The 23,392-nt window shown below is 40.1% G+C and carries 26 protein-coding genes; 3 read left to right on the top strand and 23 right to left on the bottom strand.

Going from position 1 to position 23,392, the window contains the following annotated elements; translation table 11 throughout:
* Positions 1 to 195: 195 nt before the first annotated feature.
* Together IQ31_RS15870 and IQ31_RS15875 are read left to right on the top strand one after the other, a co-directional pair.
* Positions 196 to 771 (top strand): DUF1572 family protein, encoded by a 576-nt coding sequence (locus tag IQ31_RS15870; protein WP_075993431.1) that lies wholly within the window; start codon positions 196 to 198, stop codon positions 769 to 771.
* A gap of 152 nt (positions 772 to 923) precedes the next feature.
* Positions 924 to 1,811 (top strand): helix-turn-helix domain-containing protein, encoded by an 888-nt coding sequence (locus tag IQ31_RS15875; RefSeq protein ID WP_075993432.1) that lies wholly within the window; start codon positions 924 to 926, stop codon positions 1,809 to 1,811.
* On the opposite strand, the gene IQ31_RS15880 is transcribed toward IQ31_RS15875, so the two are convergent.
* From IQ31_RS15880 to katG, 21 genes are all read right to left on the bottom strand, one after another.
* Positions 1,808 to 2,614: a DUF2490 domain-containing protein gene (locus IQ31_RS15880; RefSeq protein WP_088162251.1), complete on the bottom strand. Its 807-nt coding sequence runs from the start codon at positions 2,612 to 2,614 to the stop codon at positions 1,808 to 1,810. The genes IQ31_RS15875 and IQ31_RS15880 overlap by 4 nt on opposite strands.
* A gap of 27 nt (positions 2,615 to 2,641) precedes the next feature.
* Complete coding sequence (locus IQ31_RS15885; protein ID WP_145328667.1) at positions 2,642 to 3,532, bottom strand: urea transporter; 891 nt, start codon at positions 3,530 to 3,532, stop codon at positions 2,642 to 2,644.
* A gap of 10 nt (positions 3,533 to 3,542) precedes the next feature.
* The gene (locus IQ31_RS15890; RefSeq protein ID WP_075993435.1) at positions 3,543 to 4,340 is read right to left on the bottom strand and encodes an urease accessory protein UreD; all 798 of its coding nucleotides are present in this window, start codon (positions 4,338 to 4,340) and stop codon (positions 3,543 to 3,545) included.
* A 2-nt stretch (positions 4,341 to 4,342) separates the two neighbouring features.
* Positions 4,343 to 4,981, bottom strand: coding sequence for an urease accessory protein UreG (ureG, locus tag IQ31_RS15895; RefSeq protein WP_046675418.1), 639 nt, complete (start codon positions 4,979 to 4,981; stop codon positions 4,343 to 4,345).
* 12 nt (positions 4,982 to 4,993) lie between these two features.
* Complete coding sequence (locus IQ31_RS15900) at positions 4,994 to 5,683, bottom strand: urease accessory protein UreF (RefSeq protein ID WP_075994884.1); 690 nt, start codon at positions 5,681 to 5,683, stop codon at positions 4,994 to 4,996.
* A 175-nt stretch (positions 5,684 to 5,858) separates the two neighbouring features.
* Complete coding sequence (locus IQ31_RS15905; protein WP_088162252.1) at positions 5,859 to 6,395, bottom strand: urease accessory protein UreE; 537 nt, start codon at positions 6,393 to 6,395, stop codon at positions 5,859 to 5,861.
* A 3-nt stretch (positions 6,396 to 6,398) separates the two neighbouring features.
* Positions 6,399 to 6,986, bottom strand: a complete 588-nt coding sequence (locus tag IQ31_RS15910) for a hypothetical protein (protein ID WP_088162253.1) — start codon at positions 6,984 to 6,986, stop codon at positions 6,399 to 6,401.
* Between the two features lie 158 nt (positions 6,987 to 7,144).
* Positions 7,145 to 8,866, bottom strand: a complete 1,722-nt coding sequence (ureC, locus tag IQ31_RS15915; protein WP_070567879.1) for an urease subunit alpha — start codon at positions 8,864 to 8,866, stop codon at positions 7,145 to 7,147.
* Positions 8,863 to 9,237: an urease subunit beta gene (ureB, locus tag IQ31_RS27935; RefSeq protein WP_088162254.1), complete on the bottom strand. Its 375-nt coding sequence runs from the start codon at positions 9,235 to 9,237 to the stop codon at positions 8,863 to 8,865. Before ureB ends, ureC begins: the two co-directional genes overlap by 4 nt.
* Positions 9,238 to 9,255: 18 nt before the next feature.
* Positions 9,256 to 9,558, bottom strand: a complete 303-nt coding sequence (gene ureA / locus IQ31_RS27940; RefSeq protein ID WP_075993440.1) for an urease subunit gamma — start codon at positions 9,556 to 9,558, stop codon at positions 9,256 to 9,258.
* 175 nt (positions 9,559 to 9,733) lie between these two features.
* Positions 9,734 to 10,084 carry a hypothetical protein gene (locus IQ31_RS15930; RefSeq protein WP_075993441.1) on the bottom strand — a complete coding sequence of 117 codons (351 nt, stop codon included), beginning with the start codon at positions 10,082 to 10,084 and terminating at the stop codon, positions 9,734 to 9,736.
* Between the two features lie 186 nt (positions 10,085 to 10,270).
* Positions 10,271 to 12,709 carry a TonB-dependent receptor gene (locus IQ31_RS15935; protein ID WP_198385937.1) on the bottom strand — a complete coding sequence of 813 codons (2,439 nt, stop codon included), beginning with the start codon at positions 12,707 to 12,709 and terminating at the stop codon, positions 10,271 to 10,273.
* A gap of 41 nt (positions 12,710 to 12,750) precedes the next feature.
* Complete coding sequence (locus IQ31_RS15940) at positions 12,751 to 13,344, bottom strand: GNAT family N-acetyltransferase (protein ID WP_232475565.1); 594 nt, start codon at positions 13,342 to 13,344, stop codon at positions 12,751 to 12,753.
* Positions 13,345 to 13,440: 96 nt separating this feature from the next.
* The gene (locus IQ31_RS15945) at positions 13,441 to 14,283 is read right to left on the bottom strand and encodes an ABC transporter ATP-binding protein (protein WP_088162256.1); all 843 of its coding nucleotides are present in this window, start codon (positions 14,281 to 14,283) and stop codon (positions 13,441 to 13,443) included.
* Positions 14,280 to 15,296 (bottom strand): FecCD family ABC transporter permease, encoded by a 1,017-nt coding sequence (locus tag IQ31_RS15950; protein ID WP_088162257.1) that lies wholly within the window; start codon positions 15,294 to 15,296, stop codon positions 14,280 to 14,282. Before IQ31_RS15950 ends, IQ31_RS15945 begins: the two co-directional genes overlap by 4 nt.
* Positions 15,293 to 16,288: an ABC transporter substrate-binding protein gene (locus IQ31_RS15955; RefSeq protein ID WP_208734287.1), complete on the bottom strand. Its 996-nt coding sequence runs from the start codon at positions 16,286 to 16,288 to the stop codon at positions 15,293 to 15,295. Before IQ31_RS15955 ends, IQ31_RS15950 begins: the two co-directional genes overlap by 4 nt.
* A 6-nt stretch (positions 16,289 to 16,294) precedes the next feature.
* Positions 16,295 to 16,825, bottom strand: coding sequence for an urease accessory protein UreE (locus tag IQ31_RS15960; protein ID WP_145328669.1), 531 nt, complete (start codon positions 16,823 to 16,825; stop codon positions 16,295 to 16,297).
* Between the two features lie 157 nt (positions 16,826 to 16,982).
* Entirely contained in the window at positions 16,983 to 17,711 is a 729-nt protein-coding gene (gene hypB, locus IQ31_RS15965) for a hydrogenase nickel incorporation protein HypB (protein WP_075993447.1), read from the bottom strand.
* Between the two features lie 13 nt (positions 17,712 to 17,724).
* The gene (locus IQ31_RS15970; RefSeq protein WP_088162260.1) at positions 17,725 to 18,069 is read right to left on the bottom strand and encodes a hydrogenase maturation nickel metallochaperone HypA/HybF; all 345 of its coding nucleotides are present in this window, start codon (positions 18,067 to 18,069) and stop codon (positions 17,725 to 17,727) included.
* A gap of 82 nt (positions 18,070 to 18,151) precedes the next feature.
* Positions 18,152 to 18,553, bottom strand: a complete 402-nt coding sequence (locus IQ31_RS15975; RefSeq protein WP_088162261.1) for a hypothetical protein — start codon at positions 18,551 to 18,553, stop codon at positions 18,152 to 18,154.
* Positions 18,554 to 18,858: 305 nt separating this feature from the next.
* Positions 18,859 to 21,138 (bottom strand): catalase/peroxidase HPI, encoded by a 2,280-nt coding sequence (gene katG / locus IQ31_RS15980; protein WP_145328671.1) that lies wholly within the window; start codon positions 21,136 to 21,138, stop codon positions 18,859 to 18,861.
* Between the two features lie 266 nt (positions 21,139 to 21,404).
* On the opposite strand from katG, the gene IQ31_RS15985 reads away from it, so the two are divergent.
* Entirely contained in the window at positions 21,405 to 21,989 is a 585-nt protein-coding gene (locus tag IQ31_RS15985; protein ID WP_088162262.1) for a DUF4126 domain-containing protein, read from the top strand.
* A 531-nt stretch (positions 21,990 to 22,520) separates the two neighbouring features.
* Here IQ31_RS15985 and IQ31_RS15990 read toward each other — a convergent pair.
* Positions 22,521 to 22,976 carry an Hsp20/alpha crystallin family protein gene (locus IQ31_RS15990; RefSeq protein WP_145328673.1) on the bottom strand — a complete coding sequence of 152 codons (456 nt, stop codon included), beginning with the start codon at positions 22,974 to 22,976 and terminating at the stop codon, positions 22,521 to 22,523.
* 76 nt (positions 22,977 to 23,052) lie between these two features.
* Positions 23,053 to 23,346: a hypothetical protein gene (locus tag IQ31_RS15995; RefSeq protein WP_075993452.1), complete on the bottom strand. Its 294-nt coding sequence runs from the start codon at positions 23,344 to 23,346 to the stop codon at positions 23,053 to 23,055.
* Positions 23,347 to 23,392: the final 46 nt, after the last annotated feature.

Here is a 23,392-nt window from a genome sequence, read left to right on the forward strand (position 1 = left end):
CTTCTCCTTCTCCTTCTCCTTCTCCTTCTCCTTCTCCTTATAAATTTGCACATTAATCACTTCAAAAAGCAGTATCAGGAAATTAGTGAGATCGATAACACCACCAGATTTCTGCTCAAAAAAAACTATTTTAGGTCTCGGTTTCACGACATTTTTGTATATTAATATGCATATAAATGATAAACTTTCGGCGTAATGGATAATTTCTTAGCGACTTGTATAAAGCAATTTCAATATTATAAATCATTGGGTGATAAAACATTTACACAACTAAGCACTGAACAGCTCTTTTGGCATCCAAATGATTCAAGCAATAGCATTGCATTAATTGTAAAACATTTAGGTGGAAATATGCTTTCCCGTTGGACGGATTTTCTCAGCACAGATGGTGAAAAAGAAAATAGGAACCGGGATCAGGAATTTGAGAACAGCTGGACAGATCGCGACGAGCTTATTACTTATTGGAATGCTGGATGGGCTTGTCTATTTCAAGCAATAGAATCGCTCGGAGAAGAAGATCTCGTTAAAATCATCTATATCCGTAATCAAGGACATACCGTCATGGAAGCGATCTTGCGGCAACTCGCACATTATCCTTACCACATCGGGCAGATTCTCTATATCGGAAAAATATGTTTGGATGATAAATGGTCCACCTTATCGATACCCAAAGGTCATTCAGCTTCCTATAATAAGGAGAAATTCAGCCACGAAAAACAGCAACAACATTTCACCTCCGAGTTTCTAAAAGGAAATCAGGAGAATATGTAGTAAATAGGCTTTTACACTCCATTAACACAGTAATTACTTAAATGAAAGCATTGGATTTTAACCTGTTTTTCGCAAACTTTTAAGTATATTTGTCATACACACAACTATTCTTTTTTAGTTGATTTCATTAGTAAGTACGTTGTTTTAAGACTATGAAAAATTCGATTAAGATCATCAACAATTACGAGTACAAAAAGTTATTTCTACCTGATGTTTCTGAGCACAATTTATTCAATGAAAATAAAATTCAAGTCTATCGAATTGAGAATTACCTACGCAGTATCCTGATGCCTGTCATCCCCTATCGTACAACGTTTAATTTTCTCATTTTTGTAACGAAGGGATCCCTGACCCAACATCTCGAAAGCGCATCTTACACATTAACTGAAAATCAAGTCATTAACATCAAACAAGGCAATATCACGGCCACACTGGCAATCTCTGATGATGTAGAAGGTTTTTTTGTAGTCTATGAAAATGAAATTGTGACTGATATTGAACTTGGTATAAACGATATCAAATTTTTCAATTCCCATCCTTTTACCACACTAAAAGCCCATGTAGCACATTGGATCCAACAAATGTTGGTATTATTGGAAGAAGAACTTTTTACTGAGGGCCGTGTGATGGAAGTCTGCATTTCAATGATGCAGTGTATCTTATTAAAGGTGATAAAATCGGATATTGAAACAAAGGCTCCAATGAGCCGACAGCTAGATATTGCTTTCCGTTTTCGCGAATATGTACAAAAATTCCATATCGATCATAAAAACGTATTATTCTATGCCAATTTATTACATATTTCAGAAAACTACCTCAATAAATGTGTTAAAGAAGCGACGAATAAACCACCGAAACAATGGATTAGCGAAATAAGTATCTTACATAGCCAGATTCTGCTGCAGGATGCTACGAGAGATATTGCCGGTATAGCCTTTGAATTGAAATTTCAATCGCCCTCGTATTTTACTCGGCTATTTAAAAAAATCACTGGGTATTCACCCAGTGACTATCGAAAACATAAGTTTATGGCGGGCTAATGTTTTTTACTGTAAGGTAAATTCCAGATTAAATCTACGGCCAAATAATGAACGCCAAAATCTACTTTGTCATAGCCTTTAATTAAGTCGTTCATATACCCCAAATCCAATCGCAAAGGTGTTTTTGGAATATCTGTCATGTAATAGAAACCCAGACGGGTCTCTTTATAAGCAAAGCTAGACCATGTACTAGCAGGTTCGTAAAGCTTACTGATTGCAAAAAGCCCTTCTGCGCTCAAAGCCAATTCTTGCTTATTTTTAGCCGAAATTTTAAAATTTAGCTGCGATTTCAAGCGAGTCCTAAATTGAAAATTCTCTTCTGTTTTCTGAAAATCAGCTGTAAAGAACTTTCGAAACTCTTGCCTTAAGGTATTTTTCCATTTCAAACGATCATTCAGGATAAATGTATACGCATATCGCCCATATAACCTAAATTCTTGCTCGACACCTTCATTATGGTAGGGTGCCGCCTCATCATAAACGTTTTGGCGACGATAGCTCAATGCATAGCTATATTGTTGATTCTTGGCAAACTTATGATAGACTTCATGATTTAGCACCCAAATGGCCTGCTTATGAAATGGATTTGAATCGTCGGGCGTACTTTTGGTTCCCAGACCGATGTAGGTTAGTGCCTCTTTGCTTCCCGCACTATCCAGTTTCCGGCGTAGGCCCAGAACAGACCAAGATGCGGTCCTTGCTTTTCCTAACCCCGGTGGACTGACTTGCCCGTAGGCAGTATTTACATGAATTCCCAATAAGAGCATTATTGGGAATAGTTTTATTAAACGAAATTTAAACATACATAAAATTTTAGTTCACAAAAAGGACTAGGAAGTCCCTTCTGCTGATGAAAATTTATTCACCAACCATTTATCGATAAGTTTGACCGGTTGCATCGCCCACATCGCAAAAACAAATGGGAAAGTCAATGTTGTCCAGCCGTTATGAATCAAAAAGTGATCAAAATATGTGGCGATAATTGTTCCGATCAGTACATATACGCCATCACGAACACGTGGGCCGCTCAGAGCGATTCCAACCAAAACCGCATTGAAGCTAAAAATGCCATTATTGGTCATATCTGCAGATTCATGGCCATGGTGCGAAATATAAACACTGATGATAACAGCAGCGAAACCGTAAAGTGCTCCCATGGGATTGCTCAGGAAAACCCCAATGAAAAAGATCAATCCAGCAATTAAACTACCCTGAAAAATAACCTGACCAAAGGCATGGCCTTCAATTAAGAAATCATCTATTTCTTGAATATCAACAAAATGCTCGGGTACCGTCCTTAAAGCCAATTCTGGAATACTCAACACATACAATGCGATCCAGGTAATTAAGATAAAAGGAAATGTAAATACCGGCAGATTCTTCTTTAATGCAAAACCCATCAAGATGGTGGTCAACGCAGATCCGACGATTAAAGCTCCCCATACCCAGACGTTTGTCTGAAAATAGAAAACCAAAGCAATACCATAAAGCGTAGCATTAAATCCGAAGAGTCCATCATTGATATGACCCTCATCAAATTTCATCAACTTGGCAGTCAATACCCCGACGATATTGGCGAGGATTCCCGCAAAGCCCATTAGTGCCGAATCATAAATAATGGCGCCTATAAATAAAATACCCGTCCAAATGTTACCCTGTAACATAATTTGCCCAAATCCTTTAAAAAAAGCTTTTACAAAAGCTAGGATGTTATTTTTCATTGGAATATAATTAGTTGTTATTCAAAAATATGTTGTCCCATAATGCGCTTTGCATTTCTTTAAAAAGAAGATAAAGCTGTTCGGCACCGTAACCTAAAACGCGAACCATAAAACCGTCGTGCTGCAATTCACTAATACCAAACGCAACGTCTTTGGTTTCCCCATATTGTTCATGGAAAGTCTCGATCCAGTCACTTGGATTCAAGCCGGCACTATTAAGGTAGATCAAAGTTCCCTGATGCGTATAGCCTTCCAAAATACCCAAGCCTTGTATAGGCATACGATCTGGCTGCAGCAATACATTATCTTTCACTACAAGCCTACCATTGACATAACATTCTGTCAGATTTTGAAAGTGATTGTACATAAACTCTTCTCCGGACATTTTCCGACCACAAGTCACGATTTCACTAAGCAATAAGTGACAATTAGAAGCAAGATGTACAATGTTATGGCTCAAAAAATGAGACGAATGTTGTGGTACTACAGGATGGGGCACATAAGAAAAAACAGCATTTTCACCGATATTCACTTCCATAGTTTGGGACGAATGGCCTTTCATATGAAACAAACGCTGGTAAGCTTGCGTTTGTAACTGCAGCTTAGCGCCCGGAGCAATATCAACTTGAATACGATGGTCATCTCCATCCAACAAACCAGGCGATGAACTCATAATCATCAGATACGCTGCATTGTCTTTTTGATATTGTCCAACTGGAACGATACGAAACGGTTGTGTCGCATATGCATCTTTTAAAAAGGATTTTCCTTCGCGATGTGCTATTTTAATATCTAAAGAACAGATCATAACTAACGTAGTAAATTAGGTTCCTCAATATCCTGAAGTAGTGCGTATTTTTTAATCCAGCCTACAATCTCTTCCAAACCATCTCCGGTTTTTAGATTTGAAAATAAGAATGGAGAACCTTTACGCATTTTACGTGCATCATGCTCCATTACTTCTAAGCTTGCGCCTACATAGGGTGCCAAATCTTTCTTATTGATCAATAAAAGATCAGATCTTGTAATTGCTGGACCACCTTTACGAGGCATTTTTTCACCTTCGGCAACATCAATTACGAAAATGGTAATATCGGCCAGATCCGGGCTATAGGTAGAAGTTAGGTTATCACCACCACTTTCAATCAAAATCAACTCTAAATCCGGGAAGCGGCTTGCTAGTTCATCTACAGCTTCTAGATTCATACTCGCATCCTCCCGTATGGCCGTATGCGGGCAACCACCGGTTTCTACACCGATAATTCGTTCACGGGGCAGCAAACTATTTTTGGCCATGTACTCCGCATCTTCCTTCGTATAGATATCATTTGTAATTACTGCAAGATCAATTTCATTCATCAAACGTCTGCTCAATCTTTCCAATAATGCTGTTTTACCAGACCCTACTGGTCCACCAACTCCTATTTTAACATATTTTCTATTTTCCATTGTAATTGTTTTTTAAGAAATATAAACTCTAGAATATAATCGTTCGTGTTGCATGCAACGGATGTCAAATCCAATGTTGCATAAGCCCACTAAATTCCGTTCAACTGTTAAGGTCTCTTTGCAGAGATCAAGTATATCATCATGTAAACCAAAAAGTATATCTTGGCCATCCAACTGCCCTAATGGCACCAGTTTAACAGCATTGGTCACCATTGTAATAGCGGCATTATAATAAAAGCCGTGCAACGCTTCTTCCAAAGGAATTGCTAAAAGTGACGCCAACATGCCATACATCAAACAGTAATGACTATCTACTTCCTTCTTTTGGATTAATTCACCCCAGGACAACATAAAATCCTGCTGTTGATACCGACTGAATATTTTATAAATACGGACGCCCAGTTTTTTACTGGCATCGCGAATTTCTCTTGGACTTTTTAATGCTGTACATTCTTGATCTAGGGCGATCAATGCATCCATGTCCTGCGAAGAAGTTGCTTCATAGGCCAATTTCATCAAAGCAGCATCATTGTACTTCAGATTATACCAGAGGTTATGACGCACATAATTGTCCGCCGTAGCCTTATCACAGACCAAGCCTTGTTGCACATAGGTCTCCAGTCCATTGGAATGGGTAAACCCACCAATTGGCAATGTAGGATCTGCTAGATGAAGTAACTTGCCTAGAAATGTATTTTTCATTGACATTATTTTTTATTGTAAGTATATATCTTCAAGGACCAATCAGCCCCTTGCGTAATCTTCGCTATCATTGGGCATTCAAGCTGACCAAGTTTTTCCTTTGATCCCTATTTTCTCCATTAAGGCATCAATGCGCTCGCTACGCTCGGTTATTGGACAGAAAGGATCTTCAATCTCATTTCATAGCTGCTGGCCCTTGCGAATTCATGAAGGCTTTATCGCTGATTAAGAGCGGTATATTCTTCGTCGAAAACTTCATCTTCTGATGATGTTTTGGGTCGACATTTGCGTTGAGCTGACGTAAAAGTTGGCGCTCGCAACGTTGCGGGTCAAACCCCTGTTTCGCTAACCACTCGTACATGGACCTTTCATAAGGCATAAGCAATTCATTTGCCTCCACAAATAGAGGCAAATGTTTGTTTCCAATTTCACTGCTTACAAAAGCGGTTCGAAGGAAATCAATTGCTATGACACGGATGACTTCACAAGGTTTGATCGTTACCACAACCATTTTCTCTTCATCTTCGTACAAGATATCGCCATCCTGCAAACTGGAGGTATTACCCAACAATTTGACGGCTATATCCATTCCCTCCGCTGTACGTAAACGTTGAATACGTTTGGTCGACTCATACCATTCAATAGCGAGCGAATCAAGACGCTTATTGATCTGCTCCCCCTGAATATTCCTTGTGATTTCCGTGATTATCATTTTTTAATTTTTAATAAATAGATTTTTAGATAAGCCTAAACCTACTGTAGATCCATTGATTCCCGTAATGACTTCGTGATCATTGGGAATAGCAGCATCTTTACTATTTCTCTTTTTATAAGACAATTCTGCCACTTTAGCTTTTAATGCCCAACCTTTTCCCAAGGCGATACCCACAAGCGGGTACACTCTGAATAGATAGCCATTGTATTTACCATCGACCATTGTACCTCCGGTAGCGACATGTTGATCGCCCCACAAATAATGCACATCAACCTGGCCAATTAACATGAAATGCTCACTCAGAGGCCAAGTATTACTATAGAAAGGTCCTATTTCATGCGAATGATCTGTAAAATCCAGTGCTTTATCCTTAGCAGAATTGAATCCATAGTTTAGCCCCGCATTCATGTTGTCGGTGAAAAAATAGGCAGCACCCACCGGAGCGGCACTAAATTGATGCCCCGCTGTTGTTTCGTGGTAATTCAGTGACCCATAAACCATGATACCCCCCTTTTGCGCATAGGCCGATTGTATCGTAAAGCATGCTATTGCTATACAACAGCCTAAAAATGTCTTCAAATTTTTCATTAGCGTAAATCGTATTTTAGCAGTAATGAAGCATCATGAGCAGTCGTTATTCCCTCTCTTTATCCGCTTTTGATAAGCCCATGATGATTTCATCAACATATTGTTTTTCATAGTTTATGGCGTGATATCGGATCACGCCATAAAAAAGTAGTATAGGGTTAAAACAAGAAGTATCGTTGTCCCAACGAAACTGTATCAACCGGTTTTGATCGCAAGATCTCACCGTCAAGACTTACCTCATAATTCTCTGGATTGACGATAATTTCAGGTGTAGCGTCATTGTGGATCATATCTTTTTTGGAGATATTCCGACAATTTTCTACAGCAAGTAAGGTTCTTTCCAATTTATACTCTTCTTTAATTCCTTTTTCCAATGAAATTTTAGAGACAAAGTCAAAACAAGTTTGGTGAACAGCTTTACCTAAACCACCGAACATTGTTCTTAAAATAATTGGCTGTGGCGTAGGAATAGAAGCATTCGCATCACCCATTTTTGAAGCGATAATCATCCCGCCCTTAATAATCATTTCTGGTTTTGCGCCAAATAAAGCAGGACGCCAGATCACCATATCGGCAATTTTACCGGGCTCGATTGAACCAACATATTTGGAAATACCATGAGCAATTGCTGGATTGATCGTGTATTTCGCTACATAACGGCGTGCACGGAAATTATCGTTGTCCTTGCCTTCGTCTTCAGGTAATGGACCTACTTGTTTCTTCATCTTGTCTGCAGTCTGCCAAGTCCGTGTGATGACTTCACCTACACGTCCCATTGCCTGCGAATCCGAGCTCATGATACTGAATACACCACGATCTTGCAGTACATCCTCAGCAGCAATCGTTTCTGGACGGATACGAGAGTCAGCAAAAGCGACGTCTTCCGGAATTTCTTTACTCAAGTGGTGACAAACCATCAGCATATCCAAGTGCTCGTCAATCGTATTTTTTGTGAATGGACGTGTTGGATTTGTCGATGCTGGCAAAACATTTGGATACATCGCCGATTTGATGATATCTGGAGCGTGACCACCACCAGCACCCTCTGTATGGAATGTATGGATGACACGTCCATTGATAGCTTGGATCGTATCTTCTAGGAAACCCGCTTCATTCAAGGTATCTGTATGGATTGCAACTTGCACATCGTATTGATCTGCAACAGTCAAAGCTCTGTCGATTGTTGCTGGTGTAGCACCCCAATCTTCGTGGATTTTAACGCCTAGCGCGCCTGCTTCAATTTGCTCCACAATAGGTTGTTCCGTACCTACGTTTCCTTTACCAAAGAAACCGAAGTTCATTGGAAGGTCTTCAACAGCTTGCAACATGCGGCGTAAATTCCATTTACCCGGTGTTACTGTAGTTGCATTTGTTCCATCCGCTGGACCTGTACCACCACCAATCATTGTTGTAACACCACTATACAAGGCCGTTTCAACTTGTGTTGGGCTGATATAGTGAATATGGGTATCAATACCACCTGGAGTTAAGATATATCCCGATCCACCATGTACCTCAGTAGAAGCACCGATAATCATATTTGGTGTAATATTGTCCATTGTATCCGGATTTCCAGCACGACCAACACCAACAATTTTACCATCCTTAATACCAATATCACCTTTCACGATACCCCAGTGGTCAATGACGATAGCATCAGTGATCACCATATCCAATGTACCTTCATCACGTGTATGAACTGAAGATTGGCACATCCCGTCACGGACAGTCTTACCACCGCCAAATTTGGCTTCATCGCCGTAGTAAGCATAGTCTTTTTCGACTTCAATAATGATATCTGTATCTCCTAAACGGATTTTATCTCCACTTGTAGGGCCAAAGATGGCGCTATAATTTAATTTGCTAACTTTTAAACTCATGATACTTTGTTTTTAAAGCCTTGTTCTTTTACTTTTTTCATTGCATTTGCTTTCGCAACTTCGGTTTCGGTATCTCCATTTGCCAAATCATTGTGGCCATAGATCCTTCTTGCACCTGCATAAGGGACCAATTCGACGTCTTTTGATTCACCTGGTTCAAAACGAATTGCTGTACTGGCGATAATATTCAACCGTTTGCCAAATGCTTTTTCACGATCAAACTCCATCATTTTGTTCACCTCAAAGAAATGAAAATGTGAACCTACCTGAATTGGTCTATCACCTGTATTTGTCACAGTGATCGTTGTAATTTCTCTACCTTCATTGCAGATAACATAGCCATCTGCAATAAAAAATTCTCCTGGGATCATAGATTATATTTTTAACAATTAGCGAATCGGGTTATGAACAGTAACCAGTTTTGTACCATCTGGAAATGTAGCTTCAATCTGTACATCATGAATCATTTCAGGGACACCTTCCATGACATCTTCACGTGTCAACAACGTTGCACCATACTGCATTAAATCCGCAACAGTACGTCCGTCACGAGCAGCTTCCAAAAGTTCACTACTGATCAATGCAATAGACTCCGGATAGTTTAATTTAAGTCCTCTAGCTTTACGTTTTTTCGCTAGTTCGCCGGCAAGATGAAGCAATAGCTTCTCTGTCTCTCTAGGTAATAAATGCATATAAATATTATTTAAATTGTTGTTATTCGAATTAAAACAAGTCACGGTGAGTACAGGTCACGACAAGGCCATACGACTTAAAAAAATCGTTCAAAATCGTGATGAATAGGACAGATTACACCCCTACGCAGCGTAAGGTCTGTCTTTTCTCAACCGTTGTAAGAAATGGAAATTTTTACCCCAGAAACGGGATCTTTAAACTTTGGAAAAGAATATATTTTGGCGGAAGGATCAATCGATCCATATAAGGCCTTCTGTTATTCTGAATTTTGAGACGTACAGGATAGCAGAATACAAAAAGACAAATTGAAAGCACTCCCCAATAGAGCAGCTTGCTCCATTCATCTTTGAGGTCCATCTGTTCGGTGATATCATAGACATCATGATCTTTAACCGCAGCGACCAAATTTTCCCGCTCGGAATTTCCTGAACCTTGTTCTACATGAGTATGGAAAGCCGCCAGGCTTATCCGGAAGACGGGTAAACTTTGGACAGTAGAATGCGTCGGTATAGCTATTCCTTTCATGAGCAGGGTGCTCAAAAGGAAAACTAAAAAGACTAAACTATACCTCATTCTTGTGTTCACAATTCTATTATTTGTTGTTCAAATTTACAACCAAAGCGGGCTACTTGACTAGCACAAATCTTGAATTAAATAGTCCAAATTTGTTGAAAAAGCCCGCTTTGGAGATTTTAGATCAATCTTTCGAATTTAAAAAGAGTAACCAACTGATACCATGATATTTCTCGGTGCACCAGCAAAGGCTCTCGTGTAGTCAAAACCACCTAAAAAGTAATATTTATCGAATACATTGTTCAGGTTTACGGCCATTTTCATAGCACCAATGTGGTAATAGGCCGCTGCATTAACAGTTGTATAAGATGGCCATTGTCCCCAGAGTGCATTTCCATCGCTATCCTTTCCGATACTATTGTCCATCCGCTTACGGTCTACATAGTAAACACCAGCACCAAAACCTAAGCCTTTTAAGGTACTATTTGAAAACACATATTTTAACCAGGCACTCGCCATATTTTTGGGTGCTCCCGGCAGGGACTGTCCTATTTCAGAAGGAACCGAGGATGATTTCACCTCCGTATCATTATAGGTATAATTGGCCATAACCTGGAACTCCCGTGTCAACTGCCCACGCACATCGAGTTCAACACCCTGCGATAGCGCTTTGCCGGATTGTCTATATTCCGGCAGCCCTGAATCATTGATAGCCCCTGTGGCAATGAGCATATTCCGTCGTTCAATTCGGAATAAGGATAGATCAACCTGCAATTGTTCCTTAAAGAAACCCGTCTTCACCCCTGTTTCCACCTGGAAACTCCGCTCGGCATCAAAGGGTTTATCGGCACCATAATCTTTATAGTTTTGAATAAAATTGGCGCCTACAGGCACAAACCCCTGTGAATAACTTGCAAAATAGTTAATCTGCTTATTAATTCCATAGGTTACACCAAAACGAGGTAATAAGGCATTTTGTGTCGCATGAAACCGATTTTGTCCATCAAGTGTCTCAGAAGAATAGTGTTCATGACGTAGACCTACAATAAGTTTAAGTCGGTCGTCAATGCTGATTTGATCCTGAATATATTTACCCGTTGTTTTATAAGGGCTCAAAAAAGGATAAGCGACTCCCGTACGCCATACATAATTCGTCAGATCATGAGTCGTATAAGTGGGATTGTTCAAATCAAAAGTCAAAGGAACAACTTTACCATCTATAGTTTGCTGCCTAGCCTCCCGCAATTGGTTTTCTTTGTCGCCCCGATATTGGGCAAAATCAATCCCAGCAACCAAATGATGATCAACTCTATCGCCCAAAAGATCCCACTTGACGTAACCGACAACATTATCGGTATAATCACGCCCATGGCGATCAAAAAAGCGCATATTCATAATGGTATTATGTGGTGCATCAGCAAATGTATTCATTGTCCGGTGTTCATTGACATCCTCCTGATAAATGGATTTCATGTAACTCAGATTCAAACTAACATGTTCTGCCAGACGCTGAGACAAACGAGCGCTTAATGAAAAAGTCTTGGAATTATAAAAATCGGAAGGCTGGCTCAACGTAAATGACCTGGGCAAAGCATAAAAGTTATTTTCCTTAATACCCATTCCCCGATCAAGATAACCGTTGAACTGATTATAGACCATGTCAATATCAACCACCGTGCCTTCAGCTGGTTTGAAGGTAAAGGAAGGAGCAATCATCATTCGTTTCTGACGATTTACGTCACGAAAAGTCTTCGTATCTTCATAACCCGCGTTAAAACGATATAAAATACGCTTGGCACTATCCAATGGTCCACCGAGATCTACAGTAGTTCGCATCGTTTCAAAACTACCGCCGGCAAAATTCACATGCCCCTTAAAATCTTCCAAAGGCTTCTTTGTCGTCATATTAATTGTACCACCCGGCACAATATCCCCAAACAAAGATGCCCCAGGCCCTTTCAAAACCTCGATATTTTCAAGATTGATCGTTAGTGGTGAATTATAATAACTGTTACCATAACCATACCCCGAGCGTAAACCATTGACAAGTCGAACACCCGTTTCGTAACCGCTTTTGAAACCACGGATAACAACATCATCATAGGAAGATGCTTCTGTCACACCAGCCAGGTCCTGTACCAGCGCTCCAGTAGTAAAGGCCTGTTTATCTTCGATAAATTCCTTACTGAGTACAGCGACAGATTGCGGTAGATCCTTTAATTTTCCTGCAAATTTACCCCCCAGCTCCATATTATTTGTCAGATATGAATTGTTACGTCTACCCGTAACCAATACTTCATCCAATGTATTATCACCGGCTACCATAAGCAATCGAACTCCTTTTTTTGCATTCCAGTTGGCCGCGTTCAAATCCAGCAATACAGGCTTATACCCAATTGCAGCTGCACGTAGCTGTACAGGAAAAGAAGTTATTCCGGTAAAACTAAATTCGCCCTGAGCATTAGAACTTGTCTGTTGTTGTCGATCTGCCAGGGTTAATGTGACCCCTGAGATTGGATTACCGTTTTCATCCTGGATCTTACCAAATAGTGCCACACCTTGTTGTGCATACACCGCTCCCGGTACGGAAGCACTTGTCAATAAAGCGAAAGCTAGCGCTTTCATTACGTTGTTCATTCGAATAAATTATATATTTTTTGGCTTATCCACTTTTAGGGTTAAGCAATACGATCAACGAATAATTCCATGTGTATCGTTGGAAAATTCGATTCATTACAAAAGTCTTTCAATTGAAATCCCTGTTTTCCCCAAAACTCATAGGCTCCAGTCAGGAATGGGTGGGTATGTAAATAAAGCCTTTCAATACTTTTCTCCTTAGCTACAGCGACCAAACCCTTGAATAAGGCCGTTCCCAAACCTGACCTACGGTAACTCGGGTCAACAAAAAGTCGAGCAACTTCCACCGTTTTCCTTCTATCAATATCCAAGTGCGGGAAACGGTAATCATAAGCCAGCATACCAACGACGCCAATCAGTTTACCCTGCTGATCTTTTGCCTGCAAGAACGCACCAGCCTCAGCCTCAAGATACACGGCTGAAAATGCCCGTAGATCTTTGGGAAGCTTATGTGCATCCAACATCGGGAACAACTGTTTTCTAAATTCAATGACATAAGGTAATACGACATCAATATCTTCCTTTTCAACACGAGATATGCTGATATTTTTCAAATGGGGTTGTGTGGGAAAACATCGCTTGCTCATCAGTTGATTATTAACCAATATATTGCCGCTGTCTTTGATGGTATTCATATCGTTATAGCTATTTTTAAAATATTTGCACAGTAAACTGAGCATCTCAGGTACAAACCATGATTTTTCATAAAGGCACCTATTTAGACAGCCTCGTCATGGCGTATTCATTTCAATTTTGGCTTCGGCGTTATGCGCTGAACCCGCAATGGTGTCAAATGCCCTATCCGCACCCAGCATCGGAACAAACATCCATTTCTTTTGATTTTCCAAACTGATCAAAGGAAGTTGATAGGTCTGTTCCAATAATTCCCGTACTTGCTCCCGCTCCAGACCGTGCAGATCCACGAGCCTATTGTCCTTCATCAGATAAAACTGATCACCAAAAAGATACGCCATGTTGGGGTCGTGCATCACACATAACACGGTTGTCCCCTCTTTGACCAGCTCCTTGGCTGTCTGCAGAACCGCAATCTGATACTTCAGATCCAAATGATTGGTGGGTTCATCAAGCAATAATAAATCAGGCTGTTGTACCAACACGCGACAAAGTAATACCAATTGTCGCTCTCCTCCAGATAAAGAGGTATAGGGTTTGTCCTTTAAATGTGTGAGGTTAAATCTATCCAAGATCTGTTCAACTGCCTCGAAATCTTCCTTATTTGGTGAAAAACGAGAAAATGAGGCTCGTCCCGTCAGAATAACATCAACAACGCTAAAAGGAAATGTGGTCTGATGGAACTGATTCAGAAAACCCAATTTCAATGAATTGGCCCGACCAACCTTCCAATCGCGACGTTCTGTTTCACCAATAAGAACTGATCCATTATATTTTTTTTCCAGCCCGGCAATAATATTAAACAGAGTCGATTTACCACTTCCATTTCGACCAAGAATAACAGAAAGCTTTCCTTCCGGAAATGACATGTTTACATCATTTAAAATGACATCCTTACCATAGGCAAAAGAAAGTTTTTTGATATGAATCGAATTATTCATGAATTCCAGTTGATTTCGTTACGGCGCATCAGATAAATAAACAAGGGAGCGCCAATAATCATTGTAAAAACACCGATCGGAATTTCAAATGGCATAACAGCCCTAGAAAAATCATCGATAAGTAATAGGAAAGTACCTCCAATACTGATATTTGCCCACACAATAATATTGTTATTGGGTCCAAAGATCATGCGGCTGATATGCGGTACAATTAATCCGAACAGACTAATCACCCCGACAGCTGCTACAGCTGATGCCGTAATTAGTGTTGCCACAGCAATGAAGACCAATTTCAATATTTTCGGGTTAACGCCAACAGCAATTGCTTCTTGATCTCCAAGGGCGAGAAGATTCAGCTTCCAGCGCAAAAGGATCAGGATCCCCAATCCTATTGTGATCGGCAGGAACGCTTGCTGTACTTTCGACCATGATGCTGTATGTAGGTTCCCCATTGTCCATTGCACAATAGCTTGTAATTTATAGGGATCACTAATGTATTGTAACAGGGTTAACATTGCTGTAAATACACCGGAAATAACCATTCCAGCCAACACCATCCCAATAATCGAGGTTTTCAAGCCGGCATTTGAAACAAAATAGGTCAAACCTACCGCACATACACCAAACAGAAATGCCGATAGATTGACGGACAATAGAGGGAACAACATGGCCAATGCGGCCCCAAAAGCAGATCCCGAAGAAATACCCAATGTAAAGGGATCAACGATTGGATTCCTAAAAATGGCCTGTAAAATTCCGCCGGAAGAAGCTAATGCTGCTCCGACCATAAAGGTCAACAGAATCCGTGGTAAACGTACCTGCCACAATATCGTATCCATGTTATCTTTTAATACCGTATTATGGTCTCCGATATAAATCCCCACTTTCAATCCGATGCGTTGGCAGAGCTCGACAAAACCAATGTTCTGACTTGATCCTACAAGTAAGGAAAGCAATAAAACCAACAACGGTAAAACAACTAGCAGAAACAGCTTTTTTAATTGATGTATCATTGAAGTAGTCCTGCTTTACCGTATAGTTTTTCAAAAGCTATGGTCATATCCTGATCAAGCTGCTGTTTCGTATAATCCGAAAAACACCAATGTCTAATTTGTTTGGCAAAAAGCATAAATTTGACGGTATGTGGATCGTATGGGAACGACGGTGACATCACAAATACCTGTTTATTTTTCACTGCAGGTAATGCCGCGAGTTCCTTCAGATTATATACGTCTGCCAGTTTAGAATTCCAAAGAATAATGAGGTCCGGATTCCATTTATAAATCGTTTCTGCACCGACATTTGGGGCTTCCATTTCTAACGGGCAGGCATTAGCTGCACCCGAAAGCCGGATCGCCATATCAATCAAACTACCACGACCGGATGTCGAAAGTACTCTACCTTTAGACCAGGCATAATAAACCTTCTTCTGTATTTGATCCTTGGGAGCAGTCATTTTTTTGATCTCCGCCGAAACAAATTGAACAATTTCTTCAGCTCTCGCTTTCTTTCCGAGTAAGGCTCCCATCCCTATCAGTTCATTAAAAATACTTTTTTCATCCTGCGAAGAAAAAGTAAACACGGGAATTCCAAGATCTTCTAATTGAGAAATATTATCCTGATCAGTATTGAACGTCAAAACAAGATCAGGGTTCAAGCCCACTATGCTTTCTACATTATTTGCCTGGCCTGCGAAGGTAGGCGTTGCCAGTTCTTTTTTTGCAATTCTTTGATCCAATTTGGATAAAAAGCTATAGGTATCTTGGAGCTGATAAACCTGTTCAGGAATACCTACAAGGCTATTTTCAGCGCCCAACATATACACTTCATCAACAAGCGAAGGGAATAGTACAACTACACGCTTTGCCACATGCGCCAACACAACTTCCTTTCCTCTGCTATCGACTGCTTTCACTTGACTGTTGAGCGTGCCGGATTGCCGATTTTGGCAGGCACTCAATATACCAGAGCATACCAAAAGCAATACAACTATAATTCGATTCACTTTCATTTAATTATCTTTTCGAACTTGTTCACCCAAACTGATATGCCCGTCTATTCTCTTTAAATCTGGATTCTTCTTATTTTTAGCCTGCAAACGAATCAAATCTTCGGATAACAACAAGGCTTCCTCCAACTGAATCGACGTTCCATATTTTGCTAGAACCTGTTCATAAAGCCGTCCATCGTAAGGAAGACGAAGCGATTCGGCATCTGTTACGTTGAATATCGGCAGATGTCTATTTCCGATGAAATAACCGAAATCTGCAAGCTGAACCAAATCCGTTGGATTAAATCTTATCGTCAACGAAGGCTTGACAACCAGGATCGCTTGCAGCGTTTCCTGATGAAATAAACCATCACCATGGTGCCATTCCGCACCCTGGTCCAATTGCATAAGGATTGCTTTTCCGTTTATTGTATTGCGCGTCAGGCGTCTTTTATGAACTTCATACCACTCAAGATGCAATTGATCGACCTCGCTAAGGGCAAACGCCTTGTTTGCGACAATTTTATCTATTGGTATAGGCAGCTTATTCATTTTTGTAAACTTATCTTCATCACACGTTAACAGCACTATTTGGCTTTGTTTTCAGTGCTATTTATTTCCTCAAAAAACAGCACTATTGCGTCAACATTGAACAGGATAACAATAAAACATGGATCATTATTATCCTATTCATTTTATCTGTTGTTCATTATTTTACTTCAAGCGCTTTATATTGATCTTTTTTTGCCTGAACTCTTTCTTTTAACCAATCACACCAGGTATCAAGGCCGTCACCATTTAATGTACTGATTGTAATAACTTCCAGATTGGGATTTACCTCGCGCGCGTCTTTCGTTACCGCATCCACGGAGAAAGGTACATATGGTAATAAATCCGCTTTGGAAACCAACATCAATTCGCTTGTTAAAAACATACGTGGGTATTTTTTTGGTTTATCATCCCCTTCTGTTGTCGCCAATAAGGTTACGCGGTAATCTTCACCCAAATCAAATGCTGATGGACACAATAAGTTCCCGACGTTCTCAATAAACAACAGATCTATTCCTTCAATATCAATATGATCCAGGGCTTGTAAGATCATTTGTGCCTCAATATGACACATTCCTCCAGTGACAATCTGCAAGGCATTGATGCCCACATCGCGCATACGTACCGCATCGCGTTCAGTTTCTGGATCGCCCACTAAAACAGCAATATTCAAATCCTTCGACAAACGTTTTCCCGTCTCTTGCATCAAGGTTGTTTTACCTGACCCCGGAGAAGAGCATACATTGATCACACAGACATCTTTCAGTCTATCGCGGATGGCTTTTGCGACAAAATCATTTGCTTTTAATAAATGTAGTGTTGTATTTTCACATTGAACCGAACCTACACGGTTACCTAAACTTTTAGGATTTGGAGTATTGTCTGACATGATAAACGATTTTTTAGTCTTGTTTAAAAATTACTTTTGAAATATAGAGTTCATTTCCCTGAACAATTGTGCTGGAGGGTTGTCCGCAGTCACAGACAAATCGATGAAAATGAACAGGGAAATTTTTCTGACAATGTTCACAGTATGCAATGATATCGTTTACAACGACCTCCATTTCCATATCCTGGTATTGCGTATTTTCAGCAATAAAAGCATCAAATGCATTTTGGATCAATACAGGCTGAACGTTGGATAACAATCCTGCTGTAACTTGAATTTTTTGAATATCATCTACCCTAGCCTCATAATGCGAGGTCAACGTATCAAAAATATCCTTTACTATACTTAGCTCGTGCATTGGTATATTTTAAGAAATAAATAAATTTAGAAAAGAAATGGCAGATTTCTTTGCCTGTCTGATGTGAAGAAAAGCTTACGCCTTAGCATGGAATTTTGATTTGCTCAAACAGCAAAAATCGAGCTATGGGTATAGGCTCAAGATCTAAGGTATGTTCATACCGATAGTCTTTCTGCAATGGGGATGGCAGTAGTTCATGCCAAAGCAAATCAACAGTAACCAACCAACGATCCATTAACCAATCTTGTGCTACTTCTACGTCCATTTCCGCAACAATGGATTGAAGCGATGGGTAGAGTGAACAAAAGTGGCTATGATCTTTTGGAAAATGGGTTATACGTGAATCTCCCGCGTGTTCTGAAGGACTTTTTGAAGATAAATACGAGGATTTAAAACTATCACTTTTCAGTACAAGACTGTTTGCATTTAAAATTTTAAATGATAATAACAGTGCTGCAAACAGAAAAATAAAGTGCTTCCACATAGCTTTAACGTAACAAAGTATCAAAGATTCCTTTGAAACCAATACAAAGTTACTACCGATCAAAGAAGAAAAAGTAGCACAAATCTTGAATTTTATTTCACAAAATAGGAAACACCCAAAGAAAATTCCATAATTCTATATATATTAAATTAAAATTTGGTTAAAGTGAGATTAAAATGATATTAGAGGCAAAAATTGGGTATTTTTTGTCGCAGCTAAATACAAAATATTTTCTCCAATAGCAAAATCATAAAAAGCCAGCCTCGATAGGAGACTGGCTTCTTGAACGGCTTAATTTTTATTCATTAGCGATGCAAATCGAAGCGATCCAGCTCCATCACTTTATTCCACGCCTTCACAAAATCTTGTACAAATTTTTCGTTTGCATCGGCACTACCATATATTTCGGCAACGGCTCTTAGTTCAGCATTTGAACCAAAAACAAGGTCTGCTCTTCCTGCTTCCCATTTTTTAATACCAGTTTTACGATCTGATCCTTCAAAAACTTCCCGATCCGGAGAGATTGCTTTCCAAACTGTTCCCATATCCAATAGATTAACAAAAAAGTCATTGGTCAGTTGGCCAGGTCGGTCAGTCATTACGCCTAGTTGAGAACCATCAAAATTGGCTTGAAGAACACGCATCCCGCCAATAAGGACAGTCAATTCAGGAACCGATAAGGTCAGCAACTGCGCCCTATCAATCAATAACGATTCCGTAGACACGGTATAAGCCCCTTTGCGATAGTTTCTGAATCCATCCGCAATCGGCTCAAGATAACCCATTGATTCTACATCAGTCTGTTCCTGTGTCGCATCCATACGCCCAGGACGGAACGGTACTTTGATATCATGCCCAGCAGCACGAGCTGCCTGCTCTATCGCGGCAACACCGCCCAAGACAATTAAGTCTGCCAATGAGATCTTCTTTCCGCCCTGTTGTTTTCCATTAAAATCCTGCTGAATCTGCTCCAGCGCAGTAAGAACTTTTTGCAATTGTGCTGGATTATTAACTTGCCAATACCGCTGCGGAGCCAGACGAATTCGAGCACCATTTGCACCACCTCTCATATCCGACCCACGGAATGTAGAAGCTGACGCCCAAGCCGTCGTTACGAGCTCGGCAGAGCTTAGTCCCGCCTTCAATAGGGCGGATTTCAATGTACTAATGTCATCCGCATCGACCAAAACATGATCGACAGCCGGTATAGGATCTTGCCACAATAATTCCTCAGCAGGAACTTCGGCACCTAAATAACGCTCTCTTGGCCCCAAATCACGGTGGGTTAACTTAAACCAGGCACGAGAAAATGCATCAGCAAACGCATCTTGATCTTCGTAAAATTTACGCGAGATCTTTTCATAGATTGGATCAAAACGCAACGATAAATCTGTCGTCAGCATCGTTGGTCTGCGCTTTTTATTTGGATCAAAAGGATCTGGAACATTCGAATCGGCGCCTTTGGCGACCCATTGGTGTGCCCCTGCTGGGCTTTTTGTCAATTCCCATTCATGCTCAAACAGATTCTTAAAAAAGAGGTTGGTCCATTCCGTTGGTTTTTGTGTCCAAATGACCTCCAGTCCACTAGTAATTGCATCAGCACCTACTCCACTGCCGTAAGTACTTTTCCAACCTAATCCTTGTTGTTCTATACCGGCAGCTTCAGGCTCTTTTCCGACATTGTCGGCAGGTCCAGCTCCGTGAGTTTTTCCAAAAGTATGCCCACCTGCAATCAAAGCGACAGTTTCCTCATCATCCATAGCCATCCGACCAAAAGTATCTCGTATATCTTTTGCAGCCGCTATAGGATCAGGGTTTCCATCCGGTCCTTCTGGATTAACATAAATTAACCCCATCTGTACCGCTGCCAACGGTTTTTCAAGATTACGTGAGTGTTGCTTACCATCTGCATTATCATCGGCAGACAAAACACCATGTGCTTCAACTACGCCTTCTGAACCATGTGCATAACGAATATCACCGCCTAACCATGTTGTTTCAGAGCCCCAATATACATCCAATTCTGGTTCAAAAGCATCCACACGCCCACCGGAATAACCAAAAGTTTTGAAGCCCATAGACTCCAAAGCGACGTTACCGGTTAAGATCAATAAATCTGCCCAGGAGATATTTTTACCATATTTTTGTTTGATAGGCCACAACAGGCGACGCGCTTTATCTAAGCTCACATTATCAGGCCAGCTATTCAAGGGTGCAAAACGTTGCTGACCAGACCCAGCTCCGCCTCGACCATCGCTTACCCGATAGGTACCGGCACTATGCCAAGCCATCCGGATGAATAATGGTCCATAATGACCAAAATCTGCCGGCCACCAATCCTGTGAATCGGTCATCAATGCATGCAAATCTTTTTTTACAGCTTCTAAATCCAACTGCTTAAATGCTTCTGCATAATCAAAGCCTTCGTCCATCGGATTTGACTTGCTCGCATGTTGTCTCAACAGATCTACACGAAGTCTATTTGGCCACCAATCCTGATTCTGAGTTCCCCCTCCCGCAACGGCGTTGCGCATAGTACCATTGTGAAATGGGCATTTGCTAATGTCTTTTTCGTTGTTGTCCATATGAAAAGAAAGTTTATTTATATAATACCTTAAGTGATCAAATTGTTTGACTTCCACTTTCATAAAATTACATAAATGCACTACCACTTGTACATCGAATGATTTGATACACTATAATCAAAATCTATATACACCATTATCAGATATATAAAAACTTGAAAATCATCTTTTAGCGAGACTCCAGAAAACGCGGATTTTTAGCATTGCTAAAACAAAAGCCATTCTTTTATTATTCTACAATTAGGTTGTATCAAAAAATATTGGCCATGAGTGAACTTTCTACATTTTTGGTGAGTGCTTTTATAGGAGTGAGTTTGGCGGCAGCCACTGGCTTCCGGATTTTCATGCCCTTATTTTTATTGAGTCTTGGCTGTCGGCTGGAATTGTTCCAAGTTGGCAATGAATTAGCCTGGGCGGGTTCACCGCTTGTTTTAGCAGCAACAAGTATAGCCATGATTTTGGAAATAGCGGGGTATTACATCCCTTTTATAGACAACATATTGGACAGCCTATCCATCCCCTTAGCAACCATAGCCGGTACTTTACTTTTCGCTATACAGTTTACAGATATTTCTCCTTTTTTCCGCTGGGCTATGGCCATAATCGCCGGTGGCGGTACTGCAGCAACCATTAGCACGGCCCTGGCAGGCACCCGAGCTGCCTCTTCGATAGGAACGGCCGGTTTTGGTAATTTTATGATTTCGACAATGGAAACCATCGGTTCTACGATCTTAACTATACTCGCCATATTTGTGCCTTTTATGGCTATAATCGTTGTTATTGGCTTGTTTTACTTCTTTTGGCGATTTGGTAGAGAACAACTACATAAAAAACTTAAAAGAACTGAATAGCTGTCATAACATCTAAATAAACTTGACACAGCGCTATACAAGCTACAATAACAGCAAGCCTCACCTACACAGGCAGAAGCCAATTTAGCAGATGCACAAACCAACTAGGAATATTGTCTCCATCTTAATAGACATAAGCTGATCAATATCTGCATAAAATCATAATCCCTAACCTTTATACCTGTCAATCAAACGAAGATATGATGGTAATCAAATTATACCTTTCAACAGTACTTGTTCAGTGCTTGTTCAGTGTTTGCTCAGTGATTACTCAGTGTAGACTGAATAAATAGTGACTAATTACTGTCTAAAAACTGATTAAAAATTGTTATTAGGTATAATTTGGTATTAGTTTTTTTCCATTTAGTAAATATATATGCTGCTTTGGGTGGAGGCCGGAGGTAAACCATAAAAAAAGGACAGCAAAATTCGATGCTGTCCTTTTTCAAAATTAGCCCTTATGCTGATTTAAGTTTACGCACATAAGCAACCTTTACTTTGATGTGCGCCCAAATCAAAAACTGGCTTTTACTAATCAATAGCAACTTCTTGTGGTCGTATTACTTTTTCAAGATCTTTTGGAAGAATGACAGTCAATACCCCATCCTCGAAGCTCGCATGCACATTATCTGTAAGCACTTGTTCATTCAATTGGAATTCACGTTCAAATGCCATTCCATCGTACTCTTTATAAATATAATCTATGGCATTGTCCTGTGCATTCTCTGTACATGAAATTTTTAGTATTCCGTCATTTATACTGACTTGGAATTGTTCCTTCTTACGGCCAGCAGCAAAAAGCTGTACTTCATAGAATTCTTGATTCTCTACAATATTTACAGGAACAGATTGCTGTCCGCCACCACTGTGTGCGGTTTCACTTTCAAAAAAATGTTGTTGAAATTTTTCAAAACGGTCTTTAAAATGTTGTCCGCAAAATTTGTTATGATTTGAATATCCTCTGGTATAATGATCTCTTTTAAACATGTCTTTAATTTTTAATATTGAATAATACGTTGAACTAATACATGACGAATTGCTTCGTCTTTGCAGTTTTTTAACCTTAATAAACGGGAACTATCGTTGCTTTCCTAGCACGTTTTTGTCCTTGTAATGGTACGATAGCGACCGCAGTGTTGTAATGACGGTGAACATTCGGATATACCGGAGTCCTATCCATTTTGAATGCTTGTCTATCTCTCCTACGCATTCTTGCTGCCGCGAAGCTTCCTATTCCGAAGAGAACTGTCCCAAACAATAAGAGTTTAAAGATCGTCCCAATAATCAAGGTTGCTAATCCAGCTATTGCCGTAAGCACAATCAGGCGAGGCAATATAAATCGAAGTTTATTTTTCATTTGAATACATCTTTTTTGTAAAATGGTTGCTGGCTTCCTCCATTTT

Source organism: Sphingobacterium siyangense, from assembly GCF_007830445.1.
Classification (GTDB): Bacteria; Bacteroidota; Bacteroidia; order Sphingobacteriales; family Sphingobacteriaceae; genus Sphingobacterium; species Sphingobacterium siyangense.